Origin of the sequence: uncultured Candidatus Puniceispirillum sp. (assembly GCF_963979125.1) — a bacterium.
GTDB lineage: Bacteria > Pseudomonadota > Alphaproteobacteria > Puniceispirillales > Puniceispirillaceae > Puniceispirillum.
The window spans coordinates 1-26,720 of record NZ_CAXBVX010000007.1 but is presented as its reverse complement, the minus strand read 5'-3'; the positions used below and the strand labels follow the sequence as shown (position 1 = coordinate 26,720).

General features: G+C 51.4%; 25 protein-coding genes and 1 pseudogene. 10 read left to right on the top strand and 16 right to left on the bottom strand.

Translation table 11 applies throughout. The features are described from left to right. Positions 1 to 155 precede the first annotated feature (155 nt). From fdxA to acnA, 5 genes are all read right to left on the bottom strand, one after another. Positions 156 to 494 carry a ferredoxin FdxA gene (gene fdxA / locus ABNT28_RS01830; RefSeq protein WP_332924463.1) on the bottom strand — a complete coding sequence of 113 codons (339 nt, stop codon included), beginning with the start codon at positions 492 to 494 and terminating at the stop codon, positions 156 to 158. Between the two features lie 76 nt (positions 495 to 570). Continuing rightward, positions 571 to 1,032 carry a TerB family tellurite resistance protein gene (locus tag ABNT28_RS01825; protein WP_332924462.1) on the bottom strand — a complete coding sequence of 154 codons (462 nt, stop codon included), beginning with the start codon at positions 1,030 to 1,032 and terminating at the stop codon, positions 571 to 573. Continuing rightward, entirely contained in the window at positions 1,033 to 1,455 is a 423-nt protein-coding gene (locus tag ABNT28_RS01820) for an RNA-binding S4 domain-containing protein (protein WP_332924461.1), read from the bottom strand. A gap of 7 nt (positions 1,456 to 1,462) precedes the next feature. Then, on the bottom strand, positions 1,463 to 4,384 hold the full coding sequence (locus ABNT28_RS01815) for a helicase-related protein (RefSeq protein WP_332924460.1): 2,922 nt from the start codon (positions 4,382 to 4,384) through the stop codon (positions 1,463 to 1,465). A gap of 179 nt (positions 4,385 to 4,563) precedes the next feature. Further along, positions 4,564 to 7,239 carry an aconitate hydratase AcnA gene (gene acnA / locus ABNT28_RS01810; RefSeq protein WP_348720920.1) on the bottom strand — a complete coding sequence of 892 codons (2,676 nt, stop codon included), beginning with the start codon at positions 7,237 to 7,239 and terminating at the stop codon, positions 4,564 to 4,566. 165 nt (positions 7,240 to 7,404) lie between these two features. Between acnA and ccmA the strand changes: the two genes are divergently transcribed. The 4 genes from ccmA to ccmD are packed head-to-tail and all read left to right on the top strand — an operon-like array spanning position 7,405 to position 9,735. Beyond that, positions 7,405 to 8,073 (top strand): heme ABC exporter ATP-binding protein CcmA, encoded by a 669-nt coding sequence (ccmA, locus tag ABNT28_RS01805; protein ID WP_332924906.1) that lies wholly within the window; start codon positions 7,405 to 7,407, stop codon positions 8,071 to 8,073. After that, positions 8,066 to 8,779 (top strand): heme exporter protein CcmB, encoded by a 714-nt coding sequence (gene ccmB / locus ABNT28_RS01800; protein ID WP_332924905.1) that lies wholly within the window; start codon positions 8,066 to 8,068, stop codon positions 8,777 to 8,779. The genes ccmA and ccmB overlap by 8 nt, the downstream gene beginning before the upstream one ends. A 45-nt stretch (positions 8,780 to 8,824) precedes the next feature. After that, on the top strand, positions 8,825 to 9,559 hold the full coding sequence (locus ABNT28_RS01795; RefSeq protein WP_332924904.1) for a heme ABC transporter permease: 735 nt from the start codon (positions 8,825 to 8,827) through the stop codon (positions 9,557 to 9,559). After that, the gene (ccmD, locus tag ABNT28_RS01790; RefSeq protein WP_348720919.1) at positions 9,556 to 9,735 is read left to right on the top strand and encodes a heme exporter protein CcmD; all 180 of its coding nucleotides are present in this window, start codon (positions 9,556 to 9,558) and stop codon (positions 9,733 to 9,735) included. Before ABNT28_RS01795 ends, ccmD begins: the two co-directional genes overlap by 4 nt. A 12-nt stretch (positions 9,736 to 9,747) precedes the next feature. Here the strand turns inward: ccmD and ABNT28_RS01785 are convergent, their stop codons facing one another. The 3 genes from ABNT28_RS01785 to ABNT28_RS01775 all read right to left on the bottom strand — a co-directional run bounded on the left by ABNT28_RS01785 (position 9,748) and on the right by ABNT28_RS01775 (position 13,898). Further along, a complete protein-coding gene (locus tag ABNT28_RS01785; protein WP_348720918.1) occupies positions 9,748 to 11,808 on the bottom strand; it encodes an ASKHA domain-containing protein in 2,061 nt (686 codons plus the stop codon). A 30-nt stretch (positions 11,809 to 11,838) separates the two neighbouring features. Next, positions 11,839 to 12,741, bottom strand: a complete 903-nt coding sequence (locus ABNT28_RS01780) for a methyltetrahydrofolate cobalamin methyltransferase (protein ID WP_332924224.1) — start codon at positions 12,739 to 12,741, stop codon at positions 11,839 to 11,841. Positions 12,742 to 12,977: 236 nt separating this feature from the next. Continuing rightward, complete coding sequence (locus ABNT28_RS01775; protein WP_348720917.1) at positions 12,978 to 13,898, bottom strand: methylenetetrahydrofolate reductase; 921 nt, start codon at positions 13,896 to 13,898, stop codon at positions 12,978 to 12,980. A 119-nt stretch (positions 13,899 to 14,017) separates the two neighbouring features. On the opposite strand from ABNT28_RS01775, the gene ABNT28_RS01770 reads away from it, so the two are divergent. After that, complete coding sequence (locus ABNT28_RS01770; protein ID WP_332924226.1) at positions 14,018 to 14,956, top strand: LysR family transcriptional regulator; 939 nt, start codon at positions 14,018 to 14,020, stop codon at positions 14,954 to 14,956. A gap of 2 nt (positions 14,957 to 14,958) precedes the next feature. On the opposite strand, the gene ABNT28_RS01765 is transcribed toward ABNT28_RS01770, so the two are convergent. From ABNT28_RS01765 to ABNT28_RS01730, 8 genes are all read right to left on the bottom strand, one after another. Beyond that, complete coding sequence (locus ABNT28_RS01765) at positions 14,959 to 15,858, bottom strand: methylenetetrahydrofolate reductase (protein WP_332924227.1); 900 nt, start codon at positions 15,856 to 15,858, stop codon at positions 14,959 to 14,961. A 210-nt stretch (positions 15,859 to 16,068) separates the two neighbouring features. Then, a complete protein-coding gene (locus ABNT28_RS01760; RefSeq protein WP_332924228.1) occupies positions 16,069 to 16,386 on the bottom strand; it encodes a virulence factor in 318 nt (105 codons plus the stop codon). A 37-nt stretch (positions 16,387 to 16,423) separates the two neighbouring features. Further along, positions 16,424 to 17,017 (bottom strand): DUF1638 domain-containing protein, encoded by a 594-nt coding sequence (locus ABNT28_RS01755; protein WP_332924957.1) that lies wholly within the window; start codon positions 17,015 to 17,017, stop codon positions 16,424 to 16,426. 58 nt (positions 17,018 to 17,075) lie between these two features. Then, the gene (locus ABNT28_RS01750; RefSeq protein WP_332924948.1) at positions 17,076 to 17,780 is read right to left on the bottom strand and encodes a B12-binding domain-containing protein; all 705 of its coding nucleotides are present in this window, start codon (positions 17,778 to 17,780) and stop codon (positions 17,076 to 17,078) included. 220 nt (positions 17,781 to 18,000) lie between these two features. Continuing rightward, positions 18,001 to 18,588, bottom strand: coding sequence for an inner membrane-spanning protein YciB (locus ABNT28_RS01745; protein WP_332924949.1), 588 nt, complete (start codon positions 18,586 to 18,588; stop codon positions 18,001 to 18,003). Positions 18,589 to 18,607: 19 nt separating this feature from the next. Continuing rightward, positions 18,608 to 19,621 (bottom strand): tRNA dihydrouridine(20/20a) synthase DusA, encoded by a 1,014-nt coding sequence (gene dusA / locus ABNT28_RS01740; protein ID WP_348720916.1) that lies wholly within the window; start codon positions 19,619 to 19,621, stop codon positions 18,608 to 18,610. 62 nt (positions 19,622 to 19,683) lie between these two features. Beyond that, a complete protein-coding gene (locus ABNT28_RS01735; protein ID WP_332924951.1) occupies positions 19,684 to 20,010 on the bottom strand; it encodes a DUF1491 family protein in 327 nt (108 codons plus the stop codon). A gap of 47 nt (positions 20,011 to 20,057) precedes the next feature. Next, the gene (locus ABNT28_RS01730; RefSeq protein ID WP_332924952.1) at positions 20,058 to 20,234 is read right to left on the bottom strand and encodes a succinate dehydrogenase assembly factor 4; all 177 of its coding nucleotides are present in this window, start codon (positions 20,232 to 20,234) and stop codon (positions 20,058 to 20,060) included. 133 nt (positions 20,235 to 20,367) lie between these two features. On the opposite strand from ABNT28_RS01730, the gene ABNT28_RS01725 reads away from it, so the two are divergent. From ABNT28_RS01725 to purH, 5 genes and pseudogenes are all read left to right on the top strand, one after another. Continuing rightward, complete coding sequence (locus ABNT28_RS01725) at positions 20,368 to 21,855, top strand: transcription antitermination factor NusB (RefSeq protein WP_348720915.1); 1,488 nt, start codon at positions 20,368 to 20,370, stop codon at positions 21,853 to 21,855. Positions 21,856 to 22,004: 149 nt separating this feature from the next. Next, positions 22,005 to 23,606: a heparinase II/III family protein gene (locus ABNT28_RS01720; RefSeq protein ID WP_348720914.1), complete on the top strand. Its 1,602-nt coding sequence runs from the start codon at positions 22,005 to 22,007 to the stop codon at positions 23,604 to 23,606. Positions 23,607 to 23,742: 136 nt separating this feature from the next. Beyond that, positions 23,743 to 24,567, top strand: coding sequence for a sulfurtransferase/chromate resistance protein (locus ABNT28_RS01715; protein WP_348720913.1), 825 nt, complete (start codon positions 23,743 to 23,745; stop codon positions 24,565 to 24,567). Positions 24,568 to 24,571: 4 nt separating this feature from the next. Next, complete coding sequence (gene chrA, locus ABNT28_RS01710; RefSeq protein WP_348720912.1) at positions 24,572 to 25,861, top strand: chromate efflux transporter; 1,290 nt, start codon at positions 24,572 to 24,574, stop codon at positions 25,859 to 25,861. Positions 25,862 to 25,996: 135 nt separating this feature from the next. Then, a pseudogene (purH, locus tag ABNT28_RS01705) lies at positions 25,997 to 26,695 on the top strand (bifunctional phosphoribosylaminoimidazolecarboxamide formyltransferase/IMP cyclohydrolase); the annotation flags it as partial. Positions 26,696 to 26,720: the final 25 nt, after the last annotated feature.

Below are 26,720 nucleotides of genomic sequence, written 5' to 3'. Positions count from 1 at the left end.
ACGAAAATCAGTGGCTATTATACACAAATTTAGCCGCAATGACAATTGCATCCACATACGGCAAATATGCAGGCTTTGGTACGCGTGAGGATATGTGTTCTGGAATGCGCCGATTCAGCCTTGCATAGCCCAGATTTCGAGCCATCAGCAGACAGTTAGTTGCCTTGGCCCGGTGCCTTGGTGAAATATTTATCAAATTTATCGGTCTCGTCTTCGGCCGCTTTTGCATTCGGCATGGCATCCGTTTTCTGCCCAATATTCGGCCAGATTTCAGACATTTCACGATTTATATCAAGCCATTTTTCAGCTTCAGGCTCGCTGTCGGGCAAGATGGCTTCGGGCGGGCATTCAGGTTCGCATACACCGCAATCGATACATTCATCAGGGTGAATGACCAGCATATTTTCACCTTCATAAAAACAATCTACCGGACATACTTCGACGCAGTCGGTATATTTGCAATTGATGCAGTTTTCATTGACGATATAGGTCATGTCGGTCAATCCCGTAGGCTGAATGCATATTTCGCTATGGCGTTTAGTAAGTGGCTAAGATGTAGCCTAGATAAGATTAAGCTTCAAGACCCAGACGTGCGCGGGCGCTATTTGCCGCATGTCCAGATGCCACATCATCAATATAGAGCAACCCAGCAAGCCGCCGCATAAGCTGAGCCTCGTAATCATGCAATGCACCATCAGCCAGCACGACCATCCAGATCATTTCCATGATAATGGCGCGTTCTTCGGCGTCGGTATCATTACGTATCTGGCGGATGATACCGTGAATTTCGACACGTTCATCATAGTCTTGGCGCGCCTTTTCAATCATATTGTCAATCGCGTCAGGTGCCATGGATAGCTGATGTTCCAGCGCGGCGGCAATTGCGTTACGTTCCGCATCGCCAAGCGTGCCATCGGCCATCGCCGCCTCGATCAAAAGCCCAACAACGGTTTCAGCCCATTCGGCATCATTGTCTGGCGTTTCAGCAACGTCGTTATAGGTTTTTACCCAGCTTGTCAGTTTACTTAGCATCTAGTCCTCGTCTGCCAGATGAATGGCTTTTAATTGGTCTGTTTCGCGGCGCAGTCTTTTGGTGGGGCGGCCACTTCCCCTTGTCCGGTTTTCAAAGCCCTGTTCAGCACGATCATCAGTGCTGGTTCTGATGACTGGCGGCGACAGATCATTATAAAGTTCTGCCGCTTCGGTTGCTGGGCCGCGACGCTGTGCCAGCGCCGCAATCTCTATAACGCGGATGTCATTCTGTTGCACAAAGGTCAGAACCTGACCCACCACCGTGGCACGATGCGGTTTTGTCATCACCTCGCCATTCAAGCGTAATTTACCACTGGCAATGAGCCGTGTTGCGATGTTGCGGGTTTTAAAAAACCGCGCATACCAAAGCCATTTATCAAGCCGTAGCGCTTTTGTGTCATCCGCCAATGGATTATCTTTCAATCAACCATCAGTCCTTTAGTTTCAAATTTGCAAGCACCGCGAATGGTGAATTAGGGTCTGCCTGTTTTTCTGGTGGGCGCCGATTTTGAGACTGGTTACGGGGCGGGTTTTGGGATCGTTTCTTAGCCCCGCCTTTATCGGGTTTGCCACGGGACTGCTGTGATTTTGCGTTTTTCGATTGCCCGTGCTTGCGCTCACCATCAGCTTTGGCAGTAGCATTTGCGTCAGATGATGTCTGTTTGCCTCGATGAGAGGGGCGCTGAGGGCGCGCTTTACGCTTGCGCTCAAAAAGCTGAATGGGCGGCTTTTCCGGATCTTCCGACGCTTCTTCACCAACAATGACACAGCCCAGATCAAGCAACATCATACCCATCTGTTCGCGGGTGGCACCTGCCAGTGACAGCATGTCTTCGGTCGCCTTGAAACTGCCTTCGCGCGCGGCGGTGCGGACCAGCATCGCCACACGTTCAACCATATCCACCCGCATCACCCGGCCACCAAGCCGACGATAGCCGACCGCCAGCCAGAAATTATCATCAACGCCTTGAGTCGTATCAATGGCAACGCGGCCCGCTGGCGGTGCGGCGGCAAAATCATTGCTGGACAGAAACCCCTGATCCAGATTCCACAGCAAGGCGCGCAATGCAATCGGGGCTGGTTTCAGCATTTCCGGCATATACAGACTTTCAACACCAAAGCGGATGCCAAGTCGCGCCAGACGCGGCTTGTCAGCATCATGCATCGCCTTTGTCAGATGCCCGACATCAGCAGTGGGAAGCGAGCCTAGCCGTTCAAACAACATATAGGCAATGCCCCGGGCCGCACCTGTCAAGGCGGCTGGTTCAGATGGTTCGGATGGTTCGGATGGTTCAGTTGTTGTTGAATTTGGCGCAACAGGCGGCGCTGTTTCGATAGGGTCAGCTGTTTCGGCTGGTTTTGGCGGTTCGGCTGGTTCGGGTGACGCCGGAGTTGCAGTCTCTTGTGGTGCGGATGAAGACATGCTCATTGATGGTGCCGCATCAGGCGTAGCAAGGACTGTCAGGCGACCAAGTACCGTTTCGATATGCGCATTTATAAAGGCCGTGAGGCGCGCAACAAGGCGTGTTGTCTGGTCAATCGAAAGCAGATCGCTGGCCAGCAGTTCAGCACGCGGACTGTAGAGGCTGTCGCCCTTGACCAAACGCGCCACAATGGATTCACGCCAGCTGATATTGCCCTTTTCATCCAATTTGAATGCCAGATCAGCCGATCCGGTAAAGGCACGAACACGGCGTTCTATTTCATCGGGAAGACCACGGCGGGCGGCGGCCAGAATTGTTGCCTTTTCTTCGCCCTCGGACAAGGTCGGCATGAAGACAAACCCATCAAGCTGTCCTACATTTTCACCTTCCACAAGAACCGTTCCGTCGGCCTTAACTGATGCCATCAAATTCTTAGTTTCCTTCAGTCTTCTACTCAAATGGGCCGCGCGTTTATCAACAAATCGCTCAGATAGTCTTGAATGCAGACAATCAGACAAGCGATCCTCGATAGCACGTGCACGATCCTGCCATTCTGTGGGGTTGTCTGTCCAGTCAGAACGGTGCGTAATGTAAGTCCAGGTGCGAATATAAGCAAGTCGTGTCATCAAAGTGTCAATATCGCCATCAAGCCGATCAAGCTGCGTCATTGCTTTGGCCACCATATCCGTGCCAAGCACACCATCCTCAACCAGCGCCAGATAGATCGATGCGAGCATTTCATAATGATTTTCATTCAGGCTTTGGCGGAAGTCAGGAACACAGGCCACTTCCCATAAAAGCCGCACCTGGCGTGCGCCTGAGACAGCGTCTTTAATTTCAGGGCGTCCAGATAATGCCAACAGCGCGCGATGATCAAGCGCATCTCCCTTGCGGAACAAAAATGGCAAGGGCGGCGGGGCTTCGAGTGATCCAAGCAGCATATCAACCGAGGTGAAATTCAGATCACGGCTTCGCCAGTAAAAAGCACGTAAAGGCGGAAACCGATGTTGTTCTATCGCTTCGATCATCTCGGGTTCAAGCGCATGGCATCCATCGGTGACGCCAAATGTGCCATCATTGATATGTCGGCCAGCCCGCCCCGCGATCTGTGCCATTTCCGAAGCCGTTAGCTTGCGCATTTTGCGACCATCATATTTGACATCCGCCGCCAAGGAGACATGCGACAAGTCAAGATTCAAACCCATGCCAATAGCATCTGTCGAAACCAGAAAATCAACTTCGCCATTCTGGTATAATTCGACCTGTGCATTCCGGGTGCGCGGACTTAGACGCCCCATGACAACAGCCGCCCCACCTCGCTGACGCCGGACAAATTCGGCAATCTGATAGACATCTGCCGCCGAAAAAGCCACTACCGCCGAACGCCGTGGCAGACGGGTGAGCTTTTTGGGTCCGCTATAGGATAATTGTGACATGCGCTGGCGATAATCAATCTTGGCTTCAGGTAATAATTGCCGCAACAGAGGTGCCGCCGTTTCGGCGCCCATAAATATCGTTTCAAACAGGCCGCGGGCGTGCATGATTCGGTCGGTAAAGACATGGCCACGTTCGCGGTCGCCAGCGAGCTGTATTTCATCAACGCCAACAAATTCGAACCTGCGGTCAGGTAATGCCGCTGCCCCATCGCCAAGTGCCGATAGGGTCAGGGATTCGGGCATAGATTCAACAGTCGCACAAATATAGCGCGCCGATGCCGGAATGATCCGTTCTTCCCCGGTTATCAACCCCACCTTGGCAGCGCCAAGGCGCGCCACCAGCCGATCATAATTTTCGCGCGCCAAAAGCCGCAGGGGAAATCCAATTATACCGCTGGCATAGCCCGTCATCCGCTCAAGCGCGAGATGCGTCTTGCCCGTATTGGTTGGCCCAAGAACCAAAGTCACATTTTCGGCTGAGCTGCGCGCCATGGAAAGATCGATTGAAGTAAACAGGTTAGGAACAAGGTAAACACGTTAATATGCAAAGCCTACAGGCATTTTAACAGCTATGCATGTGAAATCGCTTAGGTGGTCAAACAAAACCCCGCCGGAGGTGCCGACGGGGTTTTGTTTGATTTAGTCATAAGGCTTTTGCGTATGACGCGAACTTAGGCCGCGGCCAGTTGGCGCAGAACGTAATGGAGAATACCGCCATTTTTGAAATAGGTGGCTTCACCATCAGTATCGATTCGTGCCAGAAGCGTTACATTCTGGCTTGCGCCAGCAGCATTGGTAAAGGTCGCTTGTACCTGCATGCCTGCCGAGACGCCCTCAGCAAGACCTGTCAAGGACACGCTTTCGGTACCATCAAGACCCAGGCTTTCGCGGCCAACACCATCAGGGAACTGTAAAGGCAAAACGCCCATTCCGATCAGATTCGAGCGGTGAATACGCTCAAAGCTTTCAGCAATCACAGCCTTTACGCCCAGAAGACGCGTGCCTTTGGCCGCCCAGTCACGACTGGAACCAGTGCCATATTCCTTGCCCCCAATGACAATCAACAACGTGCCTTCATCAGCATAGCGCATTGCCACATCATAAAGCGGTGCCACATCACCCGACGGCACATGCCGCGCAAAGCCACCCGTGGTGCCCTCTGCGGCCATATTTTTTAGCCGGATATTGGCAAAGGTGCCACGCATCATGACCTTGTGATTGCCTCGCCTGGACCCAAACGAGTTGAAGTCAACCGGACGCACCTGATGATCGGTAAGAAAATCTGCCGCCGGTGTATCACGCGCAATCGACCCTGCTGGGGAAATATGATCGGTGGTGATCGAGTCGCCAAGCAATGCCAGAATACGTCCATTTTCAATGTCGCTGGCACCAGCTGGCACATCAAGGCTCATACCTTCGAAATAAGGCGGGTTCTGCACATAGGTCGAGCCATCATCCCAGTTGAATGTTAAGCCAGCAGAGGTCTTGATTGCCTGCCATTCGGCCGTGCCTTTGAACACATCGGCATAGCGTTCGCGGAACATTTCGGCAGAAATCACCTGATCAACAACCTTGCGGATATCGTCATTTGATGGCCATAGGTCGCGCAGATAGACGTCATTGCCATCCTTGTCCTGACCAAGCGGATCATCATTCATGACCTTACTGACAGACCCAGCAAGCGCATAGGCGACAACCAATGGCGGTGAGGCCAGATAGTTGGCGGCAACATGCGGGCTGATGCGGCCTTCAAAGTTCCGGTTGCCTGACAAAACCGAGGTGACCGTCAGACCCCCCTCTTCAACCGCCTTGGCAAGCGGGGCATCAATCGGGCCTGAATTACCAATACAAGTTGTGCATCCATAGCCGACCGTGTGGAAACCAAGCGCATCCAGATGTGAGGTCAGACCCGCCTTATCAAGATAGGCCGATACCACCTGACTGCCAGGTGCCAGTGATGTTTTTACCCATGGTTGAACTGTCAAACCGCGTTCATGCGCGGCCTTGGCAACCAGACCTGCCGCGACCAGAACCGACGGATTAGACGTATTGGTACATGAGGTGATCGCCGCAATGACAACATCACCATCGCTGAGGCTGTAGTCAGTCCCATCAATAGCCATCGATTTAGGTGTAGTCCGCCCTGTTGCATCAGCAAGGGTGCTGGCAAAAGACGCTGCCACATCCGGCAAAGCGACGCGATCCTGCGGGCGCTTCGGCCCTGCCATTGACGGGACAACCGAGGCAAGATCAAGCGATAATATATCGGTGAAATGCGGATCAGCCGCATCACTGTCACGCCACATGCCCTGAGCTTTGGCATAGGCTTCGACAAGTGCCACACGGTCATCATCACGACCTGTTAGACGCAGATAGTTCAAGGCTTCATCATCAATCGGGAAAAAGCCACAAGTGGCGCCATATTCAGGTGCCATATTGGCAATGGTCGCGCGATCAGCCAAAGATAGCTGGTCAAGGCCAGAGCCAAAAAATTCGACAAATTTGCCAACAACGCCGCGCTTGCGCAAGGCTTCGACAATCATTAGCACCAGATCCGTCGCCGTGGCGCCTTCGGGGAGTTTACCATCCAGACGGAATCCGATTACATCAGGCACCAACATCGAAATAGGCTGGCCAAGCATGGCCGCCTCGGCCTCGATACCGCCAACACCCCAGCCCAGTACAGCCAAGCCATTGACCATGGTCGTATGGCTGTCGGTACCAACTACCGAGTCAGGATAGGCAACGGTTTCGCCATCTTCATCACGTGTCCAGACGGTTTGCGCCAGATATTCAAGATTGACCTGATGACAAATGCCAGTGCCCGGTGGCACAACGCGGAAATTATCAAAAGCACCTGCGCCCCAGCGCAAAAATTCGTACCGTTCCTTGTTTCGAGTAAATTCAAGCGCGGTATTTTTAGCCGCCGCATCTGGGCCGCCTGCATAATCGACCATAACCGAATGATCAATCACCAGATCAACAGGCGATAGCGGATTGATTTTTTCGGGATTGCCACCAATCGTTCCCATCGCATCGCGCATCGCTGCCAGATCGACAACTGCCGGAACGCCGGTAAAATCCTGCATGAGAACGCGGGAGGGGCGAAAGGCGATCTCGCCGCCCTCGCCGCTATCAGCCCAGTTTGCCAGCGCCTCAATATCGGCGGCCGTGACCGAACTTTCATCCTGATTACGAAGCAGATTTTCCAGCAAAACCTTTAGTGAAAATGGCAAACGTGCCAATGACGGATAGGTCTTGGCAAGGCTGGCTAGCGCGTAATAACGATATGTTTTGCTGCCGACAGTCAGATTAGCACGGCACGCGTCACGCAATGTCTTTGACATGGCGGTTTCCCCTTTACGGTTGAACTTCACAAATAACAGAGCTGGCCAGCATGAGGAGCGCCTCAACGCGGTCATTGACCTTATAGCGCGTTCTGCATGTTTTTTCCAGATGGAATTTTTGAAAACCACTAGACCAAAGGCCGATTTGGCAGGTAAACATGCGGCATGGCTAGTGATGATACATCTATGCGCATGCATTCGGGGCTATGGCTTGACGCGGTGACGATTATGCGCGGCATCAGGCCCGTTATTCATGATTTCAGCAACCATCTTGATTATGGTCAGCTTGGGCTTGTGCATGGGGGCAATGGCGCAGGCAAAACAACCCTGTTGCGGGCGATTGCCGGACGGATTCCTGTGGCAAGCGGTATCATTAGATGTGCGGCGGCGGCAGGCAGAACCGCCAGCGGTGATGCGGCACGGCTGTATGTTGGGCATCAAGATGGCCTGTCCAGCCTGATGAGCGGGCGTGAGAATCTGCAAAGCTGGGCAGCGATGACAGGCTATGGTGATAAGCAGAAGATTGAGGTAGCACTGGCGGTGCTTGGCTGTATGGATTTTGCCGACAGCATGGTGCGTTCATTGTCACGCGGACAAAGGCGGCGGCTGGCTCTGGCACGGTTGATGCTTGGTCCGGAAACAGCTTTATGGCTTTTGGATGAACCCAATGTAGGGCTTGATGATGATGCAAATGACGCGCTGGCCAGAATCATATGTGCGCATATTGGCAACGGCGGCATGGTGCTGGCGGCAACGCATCTTGATCTGGTTGCAAAGCTTGGCACCAAACGGCAGATTTGGACGCTAGGGCAAAAGGCGCATAAAGATGCATAACTTTCACGCCCAGATAAAACGTGATCTGACCATTGGCTGGCGTAACCGGCAAGATGTTGCGGTCATGCTGATTTTCTTTGTCATTATTATCGCGCTATTTCCGCTGGCCTTTGGCCCGTCGGCGGCGATATTGGAACCGCTGGCCGTACCGATCATCTGGATCGCGGCCTTGTTATCGATTCTGGCCGGATTTGACGGGCTGTTTGCCGATGATGTGCGTGATGGCTGGCTTGACCAGATCAGCATTCCGGTGGTTGATGTTGTGTCTGGCGAACCGCCAATGGGCAGTTTTTATCAGCTGGGGCTGTATGCGGTGGCCAAGGCCATGGCGCATTGGGTGAAAACCGGGGTGCCGTTGTTGCTGACAACGCCTTTGATGGCGATCATGTTACATATGCCACTGCATCAATTAGGTGCGTTAATGGTGGCACTGGCAGTGGGAAGTTGCAGTCTGACCTTGCTGGGGATCATTGGCGCGGCATTGGCGCAAGGGGCGCGACGCGGCGGCGGGCTGATGGCTTTGCTGGTTCTGCCATTGGCGGTACCCGTGCTGATTTTCGGCGTTATGGCATCGCAGCCAGACATGTCTGTGATCGTGACGCCGCATCTGATGCTATCGGGAGCGCTGGCGATGCTGTTGCTGGCACTGGCCCCGCCAGTGGCGGCGATGGCACTGAGTGAGAGTGACGGTGGTAGCGGATCATGAAGCTGGATATTGTGATTTCAACAAAAAGGGCTATATCACACGGGCATGTTTGATTTTATGGCAAACCCAACGCGCTTTATGCGCATCGCCGACTGGCTATTCCGCCCGCTGTTATTGGTAACAGCGGTAACGATGGCCTATGGGCTTTATCTGGGATTGTTTGCGTCGCCGCCCGATTACCAGCAAGGCGAAACCGTGCGGATTATCTATATACATGTGCCATCCGCATGGCTGGCGTTATTTGGCTATGTTGGGCTGGGTCTATGCGGCTTGTTCTATATTGTCTGGCGGCATCCGCTGGCTGATATTGCGGCGCGTGCCATAGCGCCTGTTGGGGCGATGTTTGCCTTTCTGACATTGGTTACCGGTGCCTTGTGGGGCAAGCCGATGTGGGGCGCATGGTGGGTATGGGATGCGCGACTGACCTCGATGTTGATCCTGTTTTTCTTTTATCTTGGGGTGATCGCGCTGGCGAATGGCTTTGACCGTCCCGAACGTGGCAGTCGTCCCGCCGCCTTGCTGGCGTTGGTCGGGCTGGTCAATGTGCCGATTGTCAAATTTTCAGTCGATTGGTGGCATACATTGCATCAACCTGCCAGTATTCTGCGACGCGGAGGGCCAGCTATTGATGCGTCGATGCTGACGCCGCTTATTCTGATGCTGATCGCCTGTCATGGCTATTTCGCACTCGTTGTCATTTTGCGGATGCGGGCACTGATTGCCGCACGGCGGATCGCCAATATCGAACTGAAACGTCTTGGCAATGATGGTGGCATATGATGGGCAATCTGTTCGAGATGGGACAATTTGGCGGGTTTATTTGGGCAAGCTATGCGATTGCGGCGCTGGCGCTGGGATGGATGTTCATTGCCAGTTGGGCACACGCAAGAAAGCTGGCAAAGCAGCTCAAAAATGAAACAGGCGGTAGTGGCGGTAATGGCGAAAGTGCCGACTGATCGCCAGCACCCCTAGCTGGTGCGCCGACGCCCACCCCGACGACGGCCACCTTCAAGCGCGGGGGCGTCTTGGGCTGTCAGAATACGTTCAGGTAAGGTAACTGCGGCGGCCAGCTTGGCATAGGGGTCGCTTTTATGCGGTATCGCCATGGCCTTGACGAAATGATCCTGAAATGATGGTTCAATCGCCGTTTCGATTTTTTCAATATTGCGCACAGCCTGTTCAATTTCAGCACGCGCGCCTTTGTTCAGCAAGGCCATACGCGCGCCCGCACCAGCCGAATTGCCTGCCGCGCGGACATTATCCAGCTCGCAATCGGGAATCATGCCAAGCACCATCGCATATTTGGGATCAATATGTGTGCCAAAGGCACCCGCCAGCACAACCTTGTCGATCTGGTCAATATTGATTTTGTCCATCAACAGGCGGAAACCAGCATACAGGGCAGCCTTGGCAAGCTGGATCGCGCGCACATCATTCTGAGTGACCGTCACAGTATCGCTGACACGATAGCGGAAAGTTCGATCATCAGCCTCAATCCGTGGGCTGATAGCAGCTTTATCGCCATCGATCACGCCATCCATAGTGATGATGCCAGACAAATACATTTCAGCCAAAATTTCAATAATGCCCGAGCCACAAATACCGCTAATACCCGTGGATTTTACCGCATCGTTAAAGCCGTCTTCATCTGACCATTGATCGACGCCAATCACACGAAAACGGGGTTCCAGCGTTACGGGGTCAATACGGACACGTTCAATCGCCCCCGGGGCGGCACGTTGTCCAGACGAGATTTGCGCCCCTTCAAAAGCTGGCCCTGTAGGTGAGGACGTGGCCAGAAGCCGATCACGATTGCCAACAACAATCTCGGCATTGGTGCCAACATCGACAAGCAATGTCATTTTATCAGTTTTCTGCGGCGCTTCGGCAAGCACGACACCTGCCGCATCTGCCCCGACATGCCCCGCAATACAAGGTAGGATATAGGCGCGCGCACCCTGATTCAAAGCCAGACCAAGATCACTGGCTTTCAGATTAAGCGCCGTATCAACAGCCAATGCGAATGGCGCGCCACCAAGTTCCAGCGGATCAATGCCCAAAAGCAGATGATGCATGACCGGATTACCAACAAGCACAATTTCAACCACATCGTCACTGGTCATGCCCGCCTGTTCGGCGGCACCATCAATAAGCGTTTGCAAACCCGCAATGACCGCCTTGGTCATTTCGGCTGGCCCATCCGGATTCATGATGCCGTAAGACACCCGACTCATCAGATCTTCGCCAAACCTAATTTGTGGGTTCATCGCACCCGTTGAAGCCAGTACCACGCCCGTGGCCATATCGCAAAGATGCGCCGACATGGTTGTCGATCCCACATCGATAGCAACGCCAACAACATTTTCTTTCAATCCCGGCCAGATACCCGACACATGACAGCCATCACGCAAGGCCACAGTCACATGCCATTTCCCCTCACGCAGAACAGGTTGCAATTGTTGAAGGATATGCAAATCACAGGTGATGTCACCCGTTACGCGATCTGGCCATTGCTGGGCTAATGCTTCGGCCAGACGACGAAAATCACCTGACGGTTCATGCATATCAGGCTCGCGCACTTCGACCAGGCATAGGCGCACAACCGGATCCATTTCGATCTGGCGTTCGTCTGCCGCCTTTCGAACAAGCTGGTTATGTACCTGACTTTCAGGCGGCACATCGATTACCGCATCAGCAAGCAGGATAGATTGGCAAGATAGCCGACGACCATCAGACAGGCCGCGTTTATCGGCATAGCGGGCTTCAACCGCCGTTACCGCGCCCAGACTATTGGCGCCGGATACAATGCCATGTTTGGCAAATTCACCTGTACCAACATTGATCTGACAGCGCCCACACATTGCCCGGCCACCACATACCGAATCGATGTCAACACCCAGCGAACGCGCCGCTTGCAACACCGTTGTGCCATGCGCGACCATGCCTTGACGGCCTGACGGCGTGAAGACGATTTTAATATCAGCTTGGACAGCGTCAGGTGAATCGGCGGAGGTTGTATCAGTGCTCATATGGTTTGCCTATTGTAACAGGATATGCCCCTAGGCACTGCGGCTACGACGTGTCTGACGACGTTCGCGGCCACCTGATCCTGCGGCAACAGGTTCGCGAAAGCGCTTGATCCAGTTACGGCATTCAGGGTCATTACCATTCATGACATTAGCACCCATTATACCTGTCATTTCTTCAGAATGAAGCGGATTCATGATTGCCGATGTCATGCCAGCACCAGCGGCCATTGAAAGAAAGGCAGCATTCATGCCATGCCGATTAGGCAGACCAAAGGAAATATTGGACGCACCACATGTTGTGTTCACCTTGAGTTCATTACGAAGCCGGATGATCAGGTCAAGCGCCGAACGCCCCGCCATATTGATTGCGCCTACTGGCATAATTAGGGGGTCAACAATGACATCTTCGCGCGGAATACCGTAATCTTCGGCACGTTCAACAATCTTTTTGGCGACTTCATAGCGAACGTTCGGGTCTTCGGAAATACCCGTTTCGTCATTTGAAATCGCAACAACAGCCGCACCATATTTTTTGACCAGAGGCAGAACAACTTCAAGACGTTCTTCTTCGCCTGTTACCGAGTTAACCAAGGGCTTGCCTTTATAGACTGACAAGCCTGCCTCAAGCGCGGCAACGATCGAGCTATCAATCGCCAGCGGCACATCGACAACATCCTGAACCAGCTTGATTGATTCTGCCAGAATGGCTGGTTCGTCAGCCATCGGAATGCCCGCATTCACATCAAGCATCGTCGCACCAGCTTCAACCTGTGCGACAGCGTCTGAAATAACCCGTGAATAGTCACCAGCCGCCATTTCGGCCGCAAGTAATTTACGCCCGGTTGGATTGATGCGCTCGCCAATGACGCAAAAGGGAGCCTCAAAACCAATGATGATTTCCTGTTTATCTGATGAAATAAGCGTTTTGGTCATTTGCACAAACTTTCCAATGATGACGTCCCAATTCTTATATTAAAATTCTTAGCGTCCGCCTGTTCCGATCTTTTGTTTTTTTTCGACAATAAATGATATTAAGACACACAAAAGAAAGCCAAACGCAATTATCAACGTCAACTGACGCTACAATTTTCAGTCAGCCGATTGGTTGCAAGCATGGTTTCTGACAGCGCACTAACACCAGCGGCCACCATAGTCTGCAGCGCATTCTTTTAGGCTGATTTACGAGCCGTGTTACCGAGATTGACTGGGCGGAAATTGGCATGAATCAGGTTGTCATTTATGGGTAGAATGCCAAGCGCCAAACAGACATCACGGGTTATGAATGGCTTGTTCAAGGTATAAAAATGAAACTGATCGACGCCTTCATCCATCAAATCAGCACAGATATCAGTCGCTACAACAACCGATAATATTTCCTCTACGCTGTTTCGTTTTGCCATGGCAAATTCATGCGCCAGGCTGGCTGGAATGCTGGCACCGCATCGCGCCGCGAAAAGTTTGGCTTTTTCCCAGTTTTCGATAGGCAGAACCCCCGGCACAATCGGTGCATCAATGCCTGCTTTAGCAGCACGGTCACGAAACCGCAAAAACATCTCAGGATCAAAAAAGAACTGCGTAATGGCCCCTGTTGCCCCTGCATCAATCTTGCGTTTCAGCCAATCAATATCAGCCCCATTATACGTCGCATCAGGATGCGGTTCTGGATAGGCACCAACCCATATTTTATCAAAATTGCGCTTTGCCAATGCGGCTACAAGCTCAGCTGAGTCCATAAAGCCATTCGGCGTTGGTACAAATCGGCTTGTGCCCTGTGGCGCATCACCGCGCAATGCGACGATCTGCTTTATCCCTGCATCGAGATAGCCCTTTGCAACATCCATCACCTGATGACGTGTCGCATCAACACATGTTAGATGCGCTGCTACATCTACATTCCATTTCTGGGCAATCGTTTTTGTCATATCCCTTGTCAAATCGCGTGTGCTGCCATTAGCCCCATATGTGACCGATACAAATTCAGGATGAAACGGAAGCAGCATATGCAAGGTTTCCCATATGGCAAAACTTGCGCTCAGCGATTTTGGCGGGAAAAATTCAAATGATATTTTTGGTTTTTTGTTATCCGCCATGTCCATATTCCCGTGTTACAACAATTTCTGTTATGTCCAATTTCAATTGATATGGATTGTCACATAGTCAAAAAAATGACACAATCTCATAATAATCATAATAATTATGAGGAATGATCGTGAATATTGAATTACGTCATTTGCGTAGCATCATGGCTATACATAACGCCGGATCGCTTCAGGCGGCGGCAACACAGCTTCATGTGACACAATCGGCATTATCGCATCAAATAAAAGGCATTCAGGATCAGATTGGCGTTGATCTGTTTATCAAGAACGTAAAACCAATGCGCCTGTCACCCGAAGGCATGCGATTTCTTCATGCCGCTGAGAAGATTCTGCCTGAGATTGAGGCCCTTAAAGCTAACTTTGAGGATTTGCAGGATGGCAGAGCTGGGCGACTTCATATTGCGATTGAATGCCATGCCTGTTTTGAATGGCTGTTTCCCGTGATTAATATGTTCCGCGAAGATTTTCCCGATATTGACATCGATATTCGCCCCGGTTTTGCTTTTCGTGCCCTGCCCGCACTTCATGAAGGCGAGATTGATGTTGTGATTTCGTCTGACCCTGAAGACATTAGCAACATTGAATTTCACGATCTATTTTCTTATGCGCCAACCTTTATTGCCGCAACAAGTAATCCGCTTGCCAAAAAGCCCTTTATTGAAGCAGCTGATTTTACCGATCAGGTGCTTATCACCTATCCGGTGGAACGCAACCGACTTGATATTTTCAGTCAAGTTCTGATTCCCGCAAAGGTCGAACCAAAATCAATACGACAAGTCGAGCTGACCGCGATCATTCTGTTGCTGGTAGATGCCAATAAAGGTGTTTCGGTTTTGCCTGACTGGGTCATTACATCGGCTGAGATGAGCAAAAGCACCGTCACCAAACCCATTACAAAACGAGGTTTGACACGCAAACTATATGCCGCCACACGCAAAAGCGACCAAGACAAACCGTTTATTCAGCGTTTCATTGAGCTTAGCCGTGACGGAACAACATTTATCACGCCTCGTCAAACCGCAGATATAGCGGGTGTTACATCCGGCTAAGATTATGCGACAAGCGCTTCAAAGCCACCTTTTGGTAATGTTTTGATATGTCCGTCAGCAATAGCCTGAGCATAGGCCGCGGTTTTGGCAAAACCGCCAAAGGGATAGAAATGGAAATGCTTTATCATGCAATCCTTGTCGGTTGCCATGCCCTCGGCAAGGTCATCAAGCAATATATGCGGTGATTGCACCGTCATTAATTTGGCCACATTTTTTGCCTGTTTGGCGATAAAGCGCATTGATGGGCCAATGCCAGACACCTGGGCAAAGCGGAACAAAGTCTTGATCGTGGCAGGTCCCGGAATGCCAACACGAATTGGCAGATTATTACCAGCTTCACGGATCGATTTTTCCCATGCCAGAACAATATCAGCCTCAAAACAGAATTGGGTTTCGATATAGAGATTCAACCCATCCCGCTTCGCCAGATCATTTTTCAGCCCAAGCGCTTCGACAATTTCTTCATCACTGATGTCAGGGCTACCTTCGGGGTGACCTGCCACGCCAATATTGTTAATGCCATATTTCTGGATCAAGCCGGTGTTCAGCACTTCGATGCTAGAGGCAAACTGGCCAACCGGATTGTCAACACCACCGCCAATGACCAGAACCTCGCTGACGCCTGCTTTTTGCGTAAAGGCAGACAATAGCGCATCAAGCTGGTCGGTATCTTTCAACGAGCGGGCGGCCAGATGCGGCACCGGATTCATACCATCATTATGCAAGCGTTCGGCAACAGCCACCGTATCCATCGGATCACTGCCAGGCAGGAACGTGACATTGACGGTCGTCCCAGGTGCCAGACAATCGGCAAAACTGTCAATTTTCGATGCCCCATTTGGCGTCACTTCGATTGACCAGTCGGATGCGGCGGCTTGAATTTGTTCAATAGTTGCGGCCATGCGTAACCCTCAAAAAATCACATATAATGTTATCTGAATGCGACACTATAGAGATCGCATATGTTTTTAAACCAATAAAGCAATCAATACATCGTCTTTTCCTATCAATCAGGATGGCTTGACGACGCCTTTCTATCTTCCATTTGCGACATCTAGAATATAAGACATTCCATACAAACCCAACTGCAAAACCAGCCAGATAGCCAGTATCTAACTGGCTGGCTGAAACCCGCCATTTTCGACCAATAATTTGACCCTTTCGGATGGATAGTCACTTTCCAGCTTTTCGGCATGTATCCGGACTTCTGCATCAAGGTCTTCGCCGCATGCGACCGGATCAGCACGGCGCCATTCAGCCAGATAATCATCTGTTGCGTCAGCACCATCACGCATCGCCGCCGCGTCAATCGCAATTGAAAAACGTTTGGACAGTTCGATTTTTGCCTGTTCCCGATTGCGTCCACGCCCCCGTTCGGCAATCACCTGAGCCGGAATATCGCGCCAATAAAGGGTAATAAGATTAGCCATGTCAGTTCCTTGTCAGATTAGTTCAGATTAGTTCAGATTAGCTATGTGCCACGCTAGCCGTCTGGCTGGCGGTGAAAATAAAATCGGTAAAATCACCATATCCGGCGAAACGGTATTCAAAATCAAGTTCTAACATCGCCGCCGCCGCACGTGCTTTTTCCTGTAAGGCCGGATCATGGGTCTGGGCGATGTAAAGTACGCGTTTGTAATTGCCAAAATACATGTTGCGTAATTGTGGATGCTGGCGCAATCCCATGCCTTTCATGACCAGACGTTCAAAATGGCGCACCATATAGTCAGTCAGGAAAAAGGTGCCCAGTTCAGCTTCCATTTCAGCATCAAAATCAGGTTTGCCCATGAACATTTCATAGCAATGCGGACCGGGAATACGCGGGATTGATTCGGACGCTAAATAGGCATCCAGTTCGCCGCCTGTGCCACAATCACCATATATCACAACGATGTCACGATTTGTTTTTCTGGCTTTATCGACTTTTCGCCGGAGACCCGGGACAATTTTTTCAGGATGATTATGCCATGCAGCAGGCAAGCAAGTGAGCTCGACAGAGCCAGCTGGTAGCTGTTTGGTGATATCAAGAATTTCACGCGCCAAGGCACCGCAGGCAATCATCAGGACACCTGCCGGTGCATCGGCATGTGTGGCCGGTACATCGGCATGTGTGGATGGGCTAGCCAACCGCCTGTTCTTTGGCACGGCGTGCCGCAATCATTTCCTTGGCCGTTTCAACAGCAACAGCCGCATCACGGCAATAGGCATCAGCACCCACTGAATCGGCAAAGGCTTCGTTCAACGGCGCGCCGCCAACAAGCACGATATAATCATCGCGGATGCCTTTTTCGATCATCGCGTCAACAACGACTTTCATATATGGCATTGTTGTTGTCAGCAAAGCCGACATGCCAAGAATGTCCGGCTTATGTTCTTCGAGTGCCTCAAGGTAGTTTTCAACCGGATTATTAATGCCAAGGTCAATGACGTCAAAACCAGCCCCTTCAAGCATCATCGAGACAAGGTTCTTGCCAATGTCGTGAATATCGCCTTTGACCGTGCCAATAACCATTGTACCAACACGCGGCGCACCAGTTTCAGCCAGAAGCGGTCGCAACACAACCATGCCGGCCTTCATAGCATTGGCGGCCATCAAAACCTCAGGCACAAACAGAATACCATCGCGGAAATCAATGCCGACAATCGTCATGCCTTCGACAAGGGCTTTGGTCAGAACCTCATAGGGTGTCCATTTACGACCAAGCAGAATATTCACGCCTTCAACAATTTCGTCCTGCAGACCATCATAAAGATCATCATGCATCTGCTGGACAAGTTCATCGTCATCTAGGTCAGCAAGGATAATTTCATCTTCATCAGCCATAATGTGACTCCTGCATCAGGCTTTCGCCTCTGATTGAACCTCAGTCGCATGTTACCATGCCAGTTTGGAAGCGGAACTGCCGCCATCATTCTGAATTCTTGCGATATTCATTTATGAAAATGTGAAACTGACACGACTTTTTCTGCTGCTTTTCCGACATCCTGTCTGAATCAGCCTCACAATTAGGTTTTTTTGACCAGCAAACAGCCGGACATAATTCCTAATCTTCGATTTGATGCTTTTGCAAAAGCGGCACACTGATGATGACAAAAATCAATGAAATGCCCGTGATGCCAAAGACTTTGAAAGTGATCCAGTCATCGGTGCTGAGAGCACGCCACGCAATTTCGTTCGCCACTGCCGTGGTCAGGAACATGAGCGCCCATAACCAGGTTATCAATCCCCAGCCTTTGTCGGTCAGTTTCATCTGGCCACCCATGATTGCGGCTAGTGGGTTGCGCCCCATAAGCCGACCACCAGCAATCGCCGCTGCCAAAAGCAAAGTTACCACCGTCGGTTTGATCTTGATGAATAGCTCATTATCAAAATAGAGCGACAAGCCGCCAAAAAATACCAAAGCCAGACATCCAAAGGCAGCCATCATCGGTATCCGACGTTCTAGCCGCCAGCTGATGGCCAGCGCAACAAGTGTCGCCCCCACCAGCACTTTGATGCTGAACATCAAATCATGATAAAGATAATTTGCCCCAAAGAATAACAGTAAAGGCCCCATATCAAGCAGAAAACGGCGCCCAGAATGCGCTGGTTTTTTATCGGTGCTGTCGGCGTGTGTGTTGGTATCTGTCACAATATTTTCCCTTAAAAAATCAGGCGGCTATTTGCGCTGCCATTGCCTCGCAGGCGGTTGCAGTTTCACGGATAAGCTGGCCACCATCGGCCGAACGCAAGCGCGCCTCTTCGCCAAGGCAACGGCGCCAAAGTTTGGCACCGCGCTGGCCATTATAAAGGCCAAGCATATGGCGGGTGATCGCATGAAGCGGGACGCCAGCGGCGGTTTTTTCATTGGCATAATCAGCCATGCTGGTAGCTATGTTAGCGCGGTTGGGCACAGCAGTACCAAACAAATCATGTGCAATATGCGCTAGCATCATCGGCGTTTTATAGGCGACACGCCCCAGCATCATACCCGCAAAATATGGTGCCAGTTCGCGGACTGTATCCAGCGTTACGATGCCGCCATTGATATGAATATCAATTTGAGGAAACGCGCCAACAAGGCGTTTGACACGATCATAATCCAAAGGTGGAATATCGCGGTTTTCTTTGGGGCTGAGACCTTTTAGCCACGCTTTACGAGCATGCACATATAGCAATGTGACACCCGCTTCACCCACCGCATGGGTGAAAGCATCAAGGCCGGTTTCGGAGTCCATATCATCGATACCAATTCGGCATTTGACCGAAACTGGGACATTGAAGTCCCCCGTGACCGATGCCATGGCTGTGCAACATGCGGCAACCAATTCAGGTTCTGCCATAAGACAAGCGCCAAAACGACCAGATTGTACGCGATCTGACGGACAACCCACATTCAGATTAATTTCAGCGAATCCGTAATCCAGCGCGATTTTGGCTGCTTTTGCCAGTTTTTCCGGATCGCTACCACCAAGTTGTAAAGCCAGAGGATGTTCAGCCGTATCATGACCTAGCAAGCGTTCACGATCGCCATGGATAATTGCATCGGCGGTCACCATTTCGGTAAATAGCAACGCATCAGGCGTAACAAGGCGCAGGAAAAAACGGCAATGCCGATCTGTCCAATCCATCATCGGTGCCACCGATAAACGGCGATCAATATGGTGCCCATTCTGGTTAGTCATGCGTGCCTTATACGACAAAAAATCTAAAAAATCTAACCTTGAGGAGATGTTGGTTTTTTACCCTAGATGGCGGCAAAAGGATTGCGACCTTTGGGATCATCGACCGCCAGCACAAAGGCATCAGGATCATGGCCAATTTCTCTGTCCAGCCGTGCGCGTGCTGTTTCGGCATCAACCCAGCCAGCACCGGTGATCGCCTGCCAGCTATAGGCACCATCAAAATCAAGAATACGTGCCAGAATTTTATGTTGATCCAAACCAGCGTTGATATGAATGAATATCGCACCAGCATCAGCTTCGCCGCGGCGCACCAGAACGCAATCGATTAGTTCCTGACTGGCATAGCGTAATGCCGCCGCAACCAACATGCCCGACTTCAGCCGCGCCATGTCAGCTGACCTGTGGCCTAGCAGAACGCAAAACCCGGATTAATAGACTAGAAGTCACTGCACCGGCCTTTTTGTTCCCAGTCGCCGTAGCGGGTTGGTTCCGGACCCTTGGGACCGTTACGTTCAACCGGCACCGATGTTTTAGCCGCCGCCACATCGAGCTTTACAGGCTTTTCACCATCGTCAGAGGACGCGTCAGTCGTGTTTTTCTTGTCTCGTGCCATGTTAACGTATATGCCCTTTATCACCGTCAAAAACAAGGCGGCTCGGCATAATGCCGATTAAAGGCATCACATATGGTGATGCTGGCTGTTTAACAGACAGTTCGTGAAGCACCTTTTGACGATGGAACACCCGATGAATGATGACGCCCCCCAAAAAGCAGCCCCAGAATTACCAACCTTAAAATTAAAGCCAAAAACAAATAAGACTGGCGCAAAGACTGGCGTAAAGAGTGGCGCAAAACCACGTTCAAAGCCCATGGCCAAACACGGTGCAAAACCGGACACCGCCAAGACGAAGGCACATACCAAGCCCAAACAAGAAAAACCAGATACGCAATCGATGCTGAAAAGCCGTCAGATATGTTTTGAATTGCTGTGCGCTGTTGAAGAGGGAAGCCAGCTTGACCATGCGCTCAAAGCTCAGGAAGATATAAGCACGCTTGATGACCGTGACCGCCGCTTTGTGCGCTTGCTGGCAACTACCTGTCTGCGCCGTCGTGGACAAATCGAAAAGATTATCGCGCCCATGATTTCGCGGCGGCCTTTTGGAGCCCAAGCACATGCAAACTTGATACTGCTGATGGGCGCGGTGCAGTTGCTTATTTTGAAAACAGGCGCGCATGCCGCCGTCGACAGTACTGTTGAATTGATGCGCCAAGCTGGCTTTGAGCGGCTGTGCGGGATGGCTAATGCCGTCATGCGGCGTTTGACACGTGAAGGCGATGCCCGCTTTGAAACCACAGCGCCGATCGATAATCTGCCTGACTGGCTGTTGCAAAGCTGGAACGAGCATTGGGGTCATGACACCACCAGCAAACTTGCCGATATGGCGATGAATCCGCCGCCGCTTGATATTTCGGCCAAAGCCAATCCCGAAGCCTTGGCAAGTAAGCTGGAAGGCGAATTGATTGATAATTACACGATCCGCCGCGCTTTTGATGGTGATCCATCGCGTCTTGCCGGATTTGCCGACGGTGAATGGTGGGTTCAGGACGCCGCCGCCGCCCTGCCAGCACGGCTACTAGGTGACATCGCGGGGAAAGATGTAATTGATTTATGCGCTGCTCCGGGTGGAAAAACAGCTCAGCTAATCGCCGCTGGTGCCAATGTCACCGCCATCGATAGTGGCCGCAAACGGGTCGATCGCTTGCGGCGCAACCTTGGTCGCCTTGGCATGAAAGCCACGCTGAAACAAGCTGATGGACGCCAGTTCGTGCCAGATTTGCCTGTTGATGCCATTCTACTTGACGCGCCCTGTTCGGCAACAGGCACCTTGCGTCGTCGCCCCGATATTTTAGGACGTCGCCAGCCCGAAGACATAGAATCTTTGCAGAATTTGCAATGGGAGCTGACAACGACTGCACTTGGCTGGCTTAAGGCCGGAGGCAGGCTTGTCTATGCCACCTGTTCCCTACAACCTGAAGAAGGTGAAGAGATGATCGCCGCGATCATCGAAGCAGGTGAAGATAAAATTGTCATCGATCCGATAACGCCCGCACAAGCAGGGATTTTTGCGCGTTCGCTGACCGAAGCAGGCACTTTGCGTATCCTGCCGCATCAATATGATGATATTGGTGGTGTGGATGGATTTTTTGCCGCACGGCTTATTGCACTGGTGTAACAGGCTTTAAATGACGCATGATAGGCTATGCAGAGGATATGTTTAAGCATTGTGAATAGTCGGAATTATCTGCATGCCATTTGCTGAATGTTGGCTTTCTGCATTAAAGTTCTTTGGGACAACCTCTGGATACAGCGTATATCTATTGCATGACATCGCATGAAAATTACATCACGCCGGGGCATAGCAAGGCATGGAAGATAGGAAAGCTGGAACAGCTGTTCCGTCGCAGTGGCCTGTTTCGCTGGCCACTAGCACGGCATGAGCGCGCGATAATCAATGGCGGTTTGCAGGATAACTGGCGTGGCAATGCTGCTGATGGATCAGTGTTTCTGGGCGCGGCACATGCCGATAGCGAACAAAGCCAAGCTTTTCACAATTTTCACTGGCTTCGCGATTTACGGGCGCGGGGCGGCAATGATGCCCGCACAGCCGCACGCGGGCTTATCGAAACTTGGCTAGACAAAAATAGCAACTGGCACCCCAATCGCTGGCAACCCGATATAATGGGTACACGCATATCCAACCTGTTATTCTGTTATGGGTGGTATGGCGAATCCGCATCGGAAGATTTTCAAAGCAAACTGGCCGCGTCGATTGCCCGACAAGCACATTGTCTGGCATTGGACTGGCGGCGGCTGAACAATAAAGACAGCCAGATCACCGCGCTAAAAGGACTAGCCATTGCCGAAGCCACGCTTGGCTGTTCAACAGATGAGATGCAAGCGCTGATTGATATTGCCATGCCGCGCATTGAAGCCCGCCTTTTTGATGATGGTGGTCATAAAAGCCGGATGCCAGAAACGCATTTTTATATGCTGCGTGACCTGATCGAATTACGAAGCGCGACGGCCTTTGCCGGATTGGGTGAAGACAAGACGCTGAATCATATCATTGCCAAGATGGGCACCATCTGCCGCATGTGGCGGCATGGCAACGGATCATTTACGCATATGAATGGTGCTGGCATTGTACCCAGTGAATTAATCGACGAAACGCTGGCGCGTGCCGGATCGCGAGGCAAAGTTTTGCAACATGCCCCCTATTCAGGGTTCATGCGCTTTTCGTCTGGTCGATCAACGATCATTATGGATGTTGGCACCCCATGCAATGAAGCCGATATAACCGGATTTGGCACTTTGGGGTTTGAGTTTAGCTTTGGATCGAATCTGCTGATTGTTAACCCAGGACAACCACCTGTTGCTGCTAATTTACATCGGTTACTTTGCACGACCTCGGCACATTCAACGCTTAGCCTTGATGGACAAAATTCGTCATCACCCACCGACAACCGTATGGCCAGCACAAGCGATGTTGAGTTCGGTCAGGTTGATGGTGGGCTGATGACCAAAGCAAGCCATAGCGGCTATGAAAAGTCACATGGCATTATACATCATCGCACTTTGTATCTGGCAACAAATGGCGGCAATCTGCGCGGTGCCGACCAGCTGGAATATACAGGCGCGCCTGGTGAATTGCCACGGCAAGCGATCATCCGCTTTCACCTACATCCAAAAGTTAGCGCCGCCATGCTGGGCAATGGCCGCGTGCTGATGAAAATTCGTGGGAACCGGATTGGCTGGATTTTCAAAGCTGGACAATGCAGCGTTTCGATAGACACATCTATCTATTTTGATGCAGGTATGCGCCAGTCAGCACAGCAGATTGTTCTGACCGCGCCCATGACGAATATCCGCTCGGTTGGCAGTCAGGATCTCAAATGGGCGTTCCAGCGAAATGATACGGTCTAAGCACAACTGTCATAATATATTTACACAAATTATTAACGCTCATAATTTGAGATTAAGAGGTTTTGCAAACACCTCGTGAGGCGCCAGCCAAAGTTCGCACCCATTTATTTCACCTATGGAAATGGAGGGATGCATTATGGCGTCACCATCAGAAATAACTATCCAACAATTAAACCGGCTCATTGGCACCTCTGCGGCACCCATGATTATTGATGCCCGTATTGAAGCGGATTTTAATGACGACCCACGCGTCATTCCGAGCGCAATTCGTCACCCACATGATGCTGTCGAAACAATAGTAAATGTTATTAATGGCCGTTCTGTAGTCGTTTACTGTCAGAAAGGTCATAAAATCAGCCAAGGCATGACTGCATTGTTAAAGACGCATGGTGTAAAAGCCGAATATCTGCAAGGCGGGCAGATGGGATGGGCTGAAAAAAATATGCCACTTGTCGAATGGGCAAAAATCCCCATGAATGCCAAAGGGCATAGCCTATGGGTGACGCGCCACCGTCCAAAGATTGACCGGATCGCTTGCCCGTGGCTGATCCGCCGGTTTGTCGATAGTAATGCGCAATTCTTGTTTGTAGCCCCAGCCGAAGTCATGGATGTTGCCAAGATGTTTAAGGCAACACCATTTGACGTAGAGGATGTGTTCTGGAGCCATCGTGATGAATTCTGCACTTTCGACATTATGATCAAAGAATTCGGCTTAAATATCGAAGCACTGGACGAATTAGCCACGGTCATCCGCGGCGCGGACACCAATAAACATGAATTAGCACCGCAGGCGGCTGGTTTATTAGCTTTTTCTGTTGGAATGTCACGCATGTTTCGTGAAGATAGTGAACAGCTTGATAAAAGCATGCTTTTTTATGACGCCCTGTTTCGTTGGGCACGCGATGGTATGGATGAAAGTCATGACTGGGTCACAAGCAAGGGACCAACAAGTAAGGGATAATATCGTGAAGCAAGAGCCCCCAACAATTACCGATAGTTTCTGGCTATGGCTGAAAATCGGGCTATTATCCTTTGGCGGGCCTGCTGGACAGATGGCGCTGATGCATCGCGAAATTGTCGAGCGCAAGGGCTGGTTAAGCGAAAAACAATATCTTAATGCGCTTGGGTTTTGCATGTTACTGCCTGGCCCCGAAGCCATGCAGCTAGCCACTTATGCCGGATGGCGACTGCATGGGGTTATTGGCGGGTTGATTGCCGGATTGCTGTTTGTCATTCCGGGCGCAATCGTGATTTTGGCGCTGGCCGCAGGATATGTGATGTTCGGGACCAACAGCCTTGTCGCGGCGCTGTTTCTGGGTATCAAATCAGCCGTTGTCATGATTGTCATTCAGGCCTTGATAAAGGTCGGACGACGCGCCTTGTCCGGCTGGCATCACTGGCTGATCGCGCTTTGCGCCTTTGTTGGCATTTTTGCCCTTAATCTGCCCTTTCCCCTGATTGTCGGCATTGCCGCCATTATCGGCTTTATGCAGGGGCAAGCATCAGCAAAGACAATCAGCATGGATTATCGGGATATAGAGGTACCGATCCGGCCAAAATTATCCGAGGCAGCGCGGCCAGCGATTCTGTGGTTACTCATCTGGCTGTTACCATTGGTGCTTGTCAGTCTGGTCGATGACTTTGGCATATTGGCTTCGGTTGGTGTGTTTTTTTCAAAGCTGGCGGTGGTGACGTTTGGCGGTGCCTATGCTGGCCTTGCCTATCTTGGTCAGGATGTTGTCGATAAATTTCACTGGCTAAGTACAACCGAAATGCTGGATGGGCTGGGGCTGGCCGAGACCACGCCAGGACCGCTGATTCTGGTCACGGAATTTGTCGGTTTCATTGCCGGATTCCGTAATGGTGGTGACGCTAGCTTTGCCTATGGGGTGGCTGGTGCGATGATTGCCCTGTGGGCGACATTTGCCCCGTGTTTTTTGTGGATTTTCGTTGGCGCGCCCTATATCGAATGGATCACCGCGCAACCCCGTCTGCAATCAGCACTGGGGGCGATAACAGCGGCGGTGGTCGGGGTGATCGCCAATCTGTCAATCTGGTTTGCCGCGCATGTTTTCTTTGCAGATGTGGTCACGCAGTCCTTTGGCTTTGTCCGCGTCATTGTGCCATCAACGCCTGACATGATTGCCATTCTTATGGCGGTGATTTCAGCATTCATGCTGTTTCGGCTGAAATGGGATGTCTGGTATATTGTGCTGGCGGCAGCGGTTATGGGCTGGGGTACGAGCGTGATCTAGCATATCATAATTACGCGTGATCTGAATGATTCCAGCCGGCAAACAATTGCCTTTTTGGTCGGCTTGGGTCATAACCTAGCCTTGTTAGGTCTTTGACCTGAATTTCGGTTTACCCCCTATTTCACTGCTGGACATTTGACTATGATACGCCCAATCCGCCGCGCTCTTTTATCAGTTTCAGACAAGACCGGCCTTGCCGAATTTGCCACCACGCTGACGGCGGCAGGTATTGAGCTGTTATCGACTGGCGGTACTGCAAAAATGCTGCGCGAAGCTGGACTGGATGTAACCGACGTATCAGATGTTACTGGCTTTCCCGAAATTATGGATGGACGCGTCAAGACCTTGCATCCGAAAATCCATGGCGGGTTGCTGGCACGGCGCGACAATGAAGCCCATATTGCCGCGATGCATGCCGAAGGCATTGACGACATTGATCTGCTGGTGGTTAATCTGTATCCGTTTGAAGCCACATTAAAGCGCACTAATGACCGTGACGAATTGATCGAAAATATCGATATTGGCGGACCCGCGATGATCCGTGCGGCCGCCAAGAACCATGCGTTTGTAACCGTTATCTGTGACCCAGCCGATTATGCGATAGCCGGATTCGAAATTGTTACGCATGGTGGCACCAGCCTTGAGCTGCGCCAGAAGCTGGCCATGACTGCCTTTGCCCGCACCGCCGCCTATGATAGCGCGATTGCCAACTGGATGGCATCGGATGACGCCAGCCTGTCAAAAAGCACCAGCCTTGCCGGTATCCGCGTAAATGCCCTGCGTTATGGCGAAAACCCGCATCAGCAAGCGGCGCTTTACAGCAATGGTTCGGAAGATCGGAAGAGCGTCGTGTAGGGAA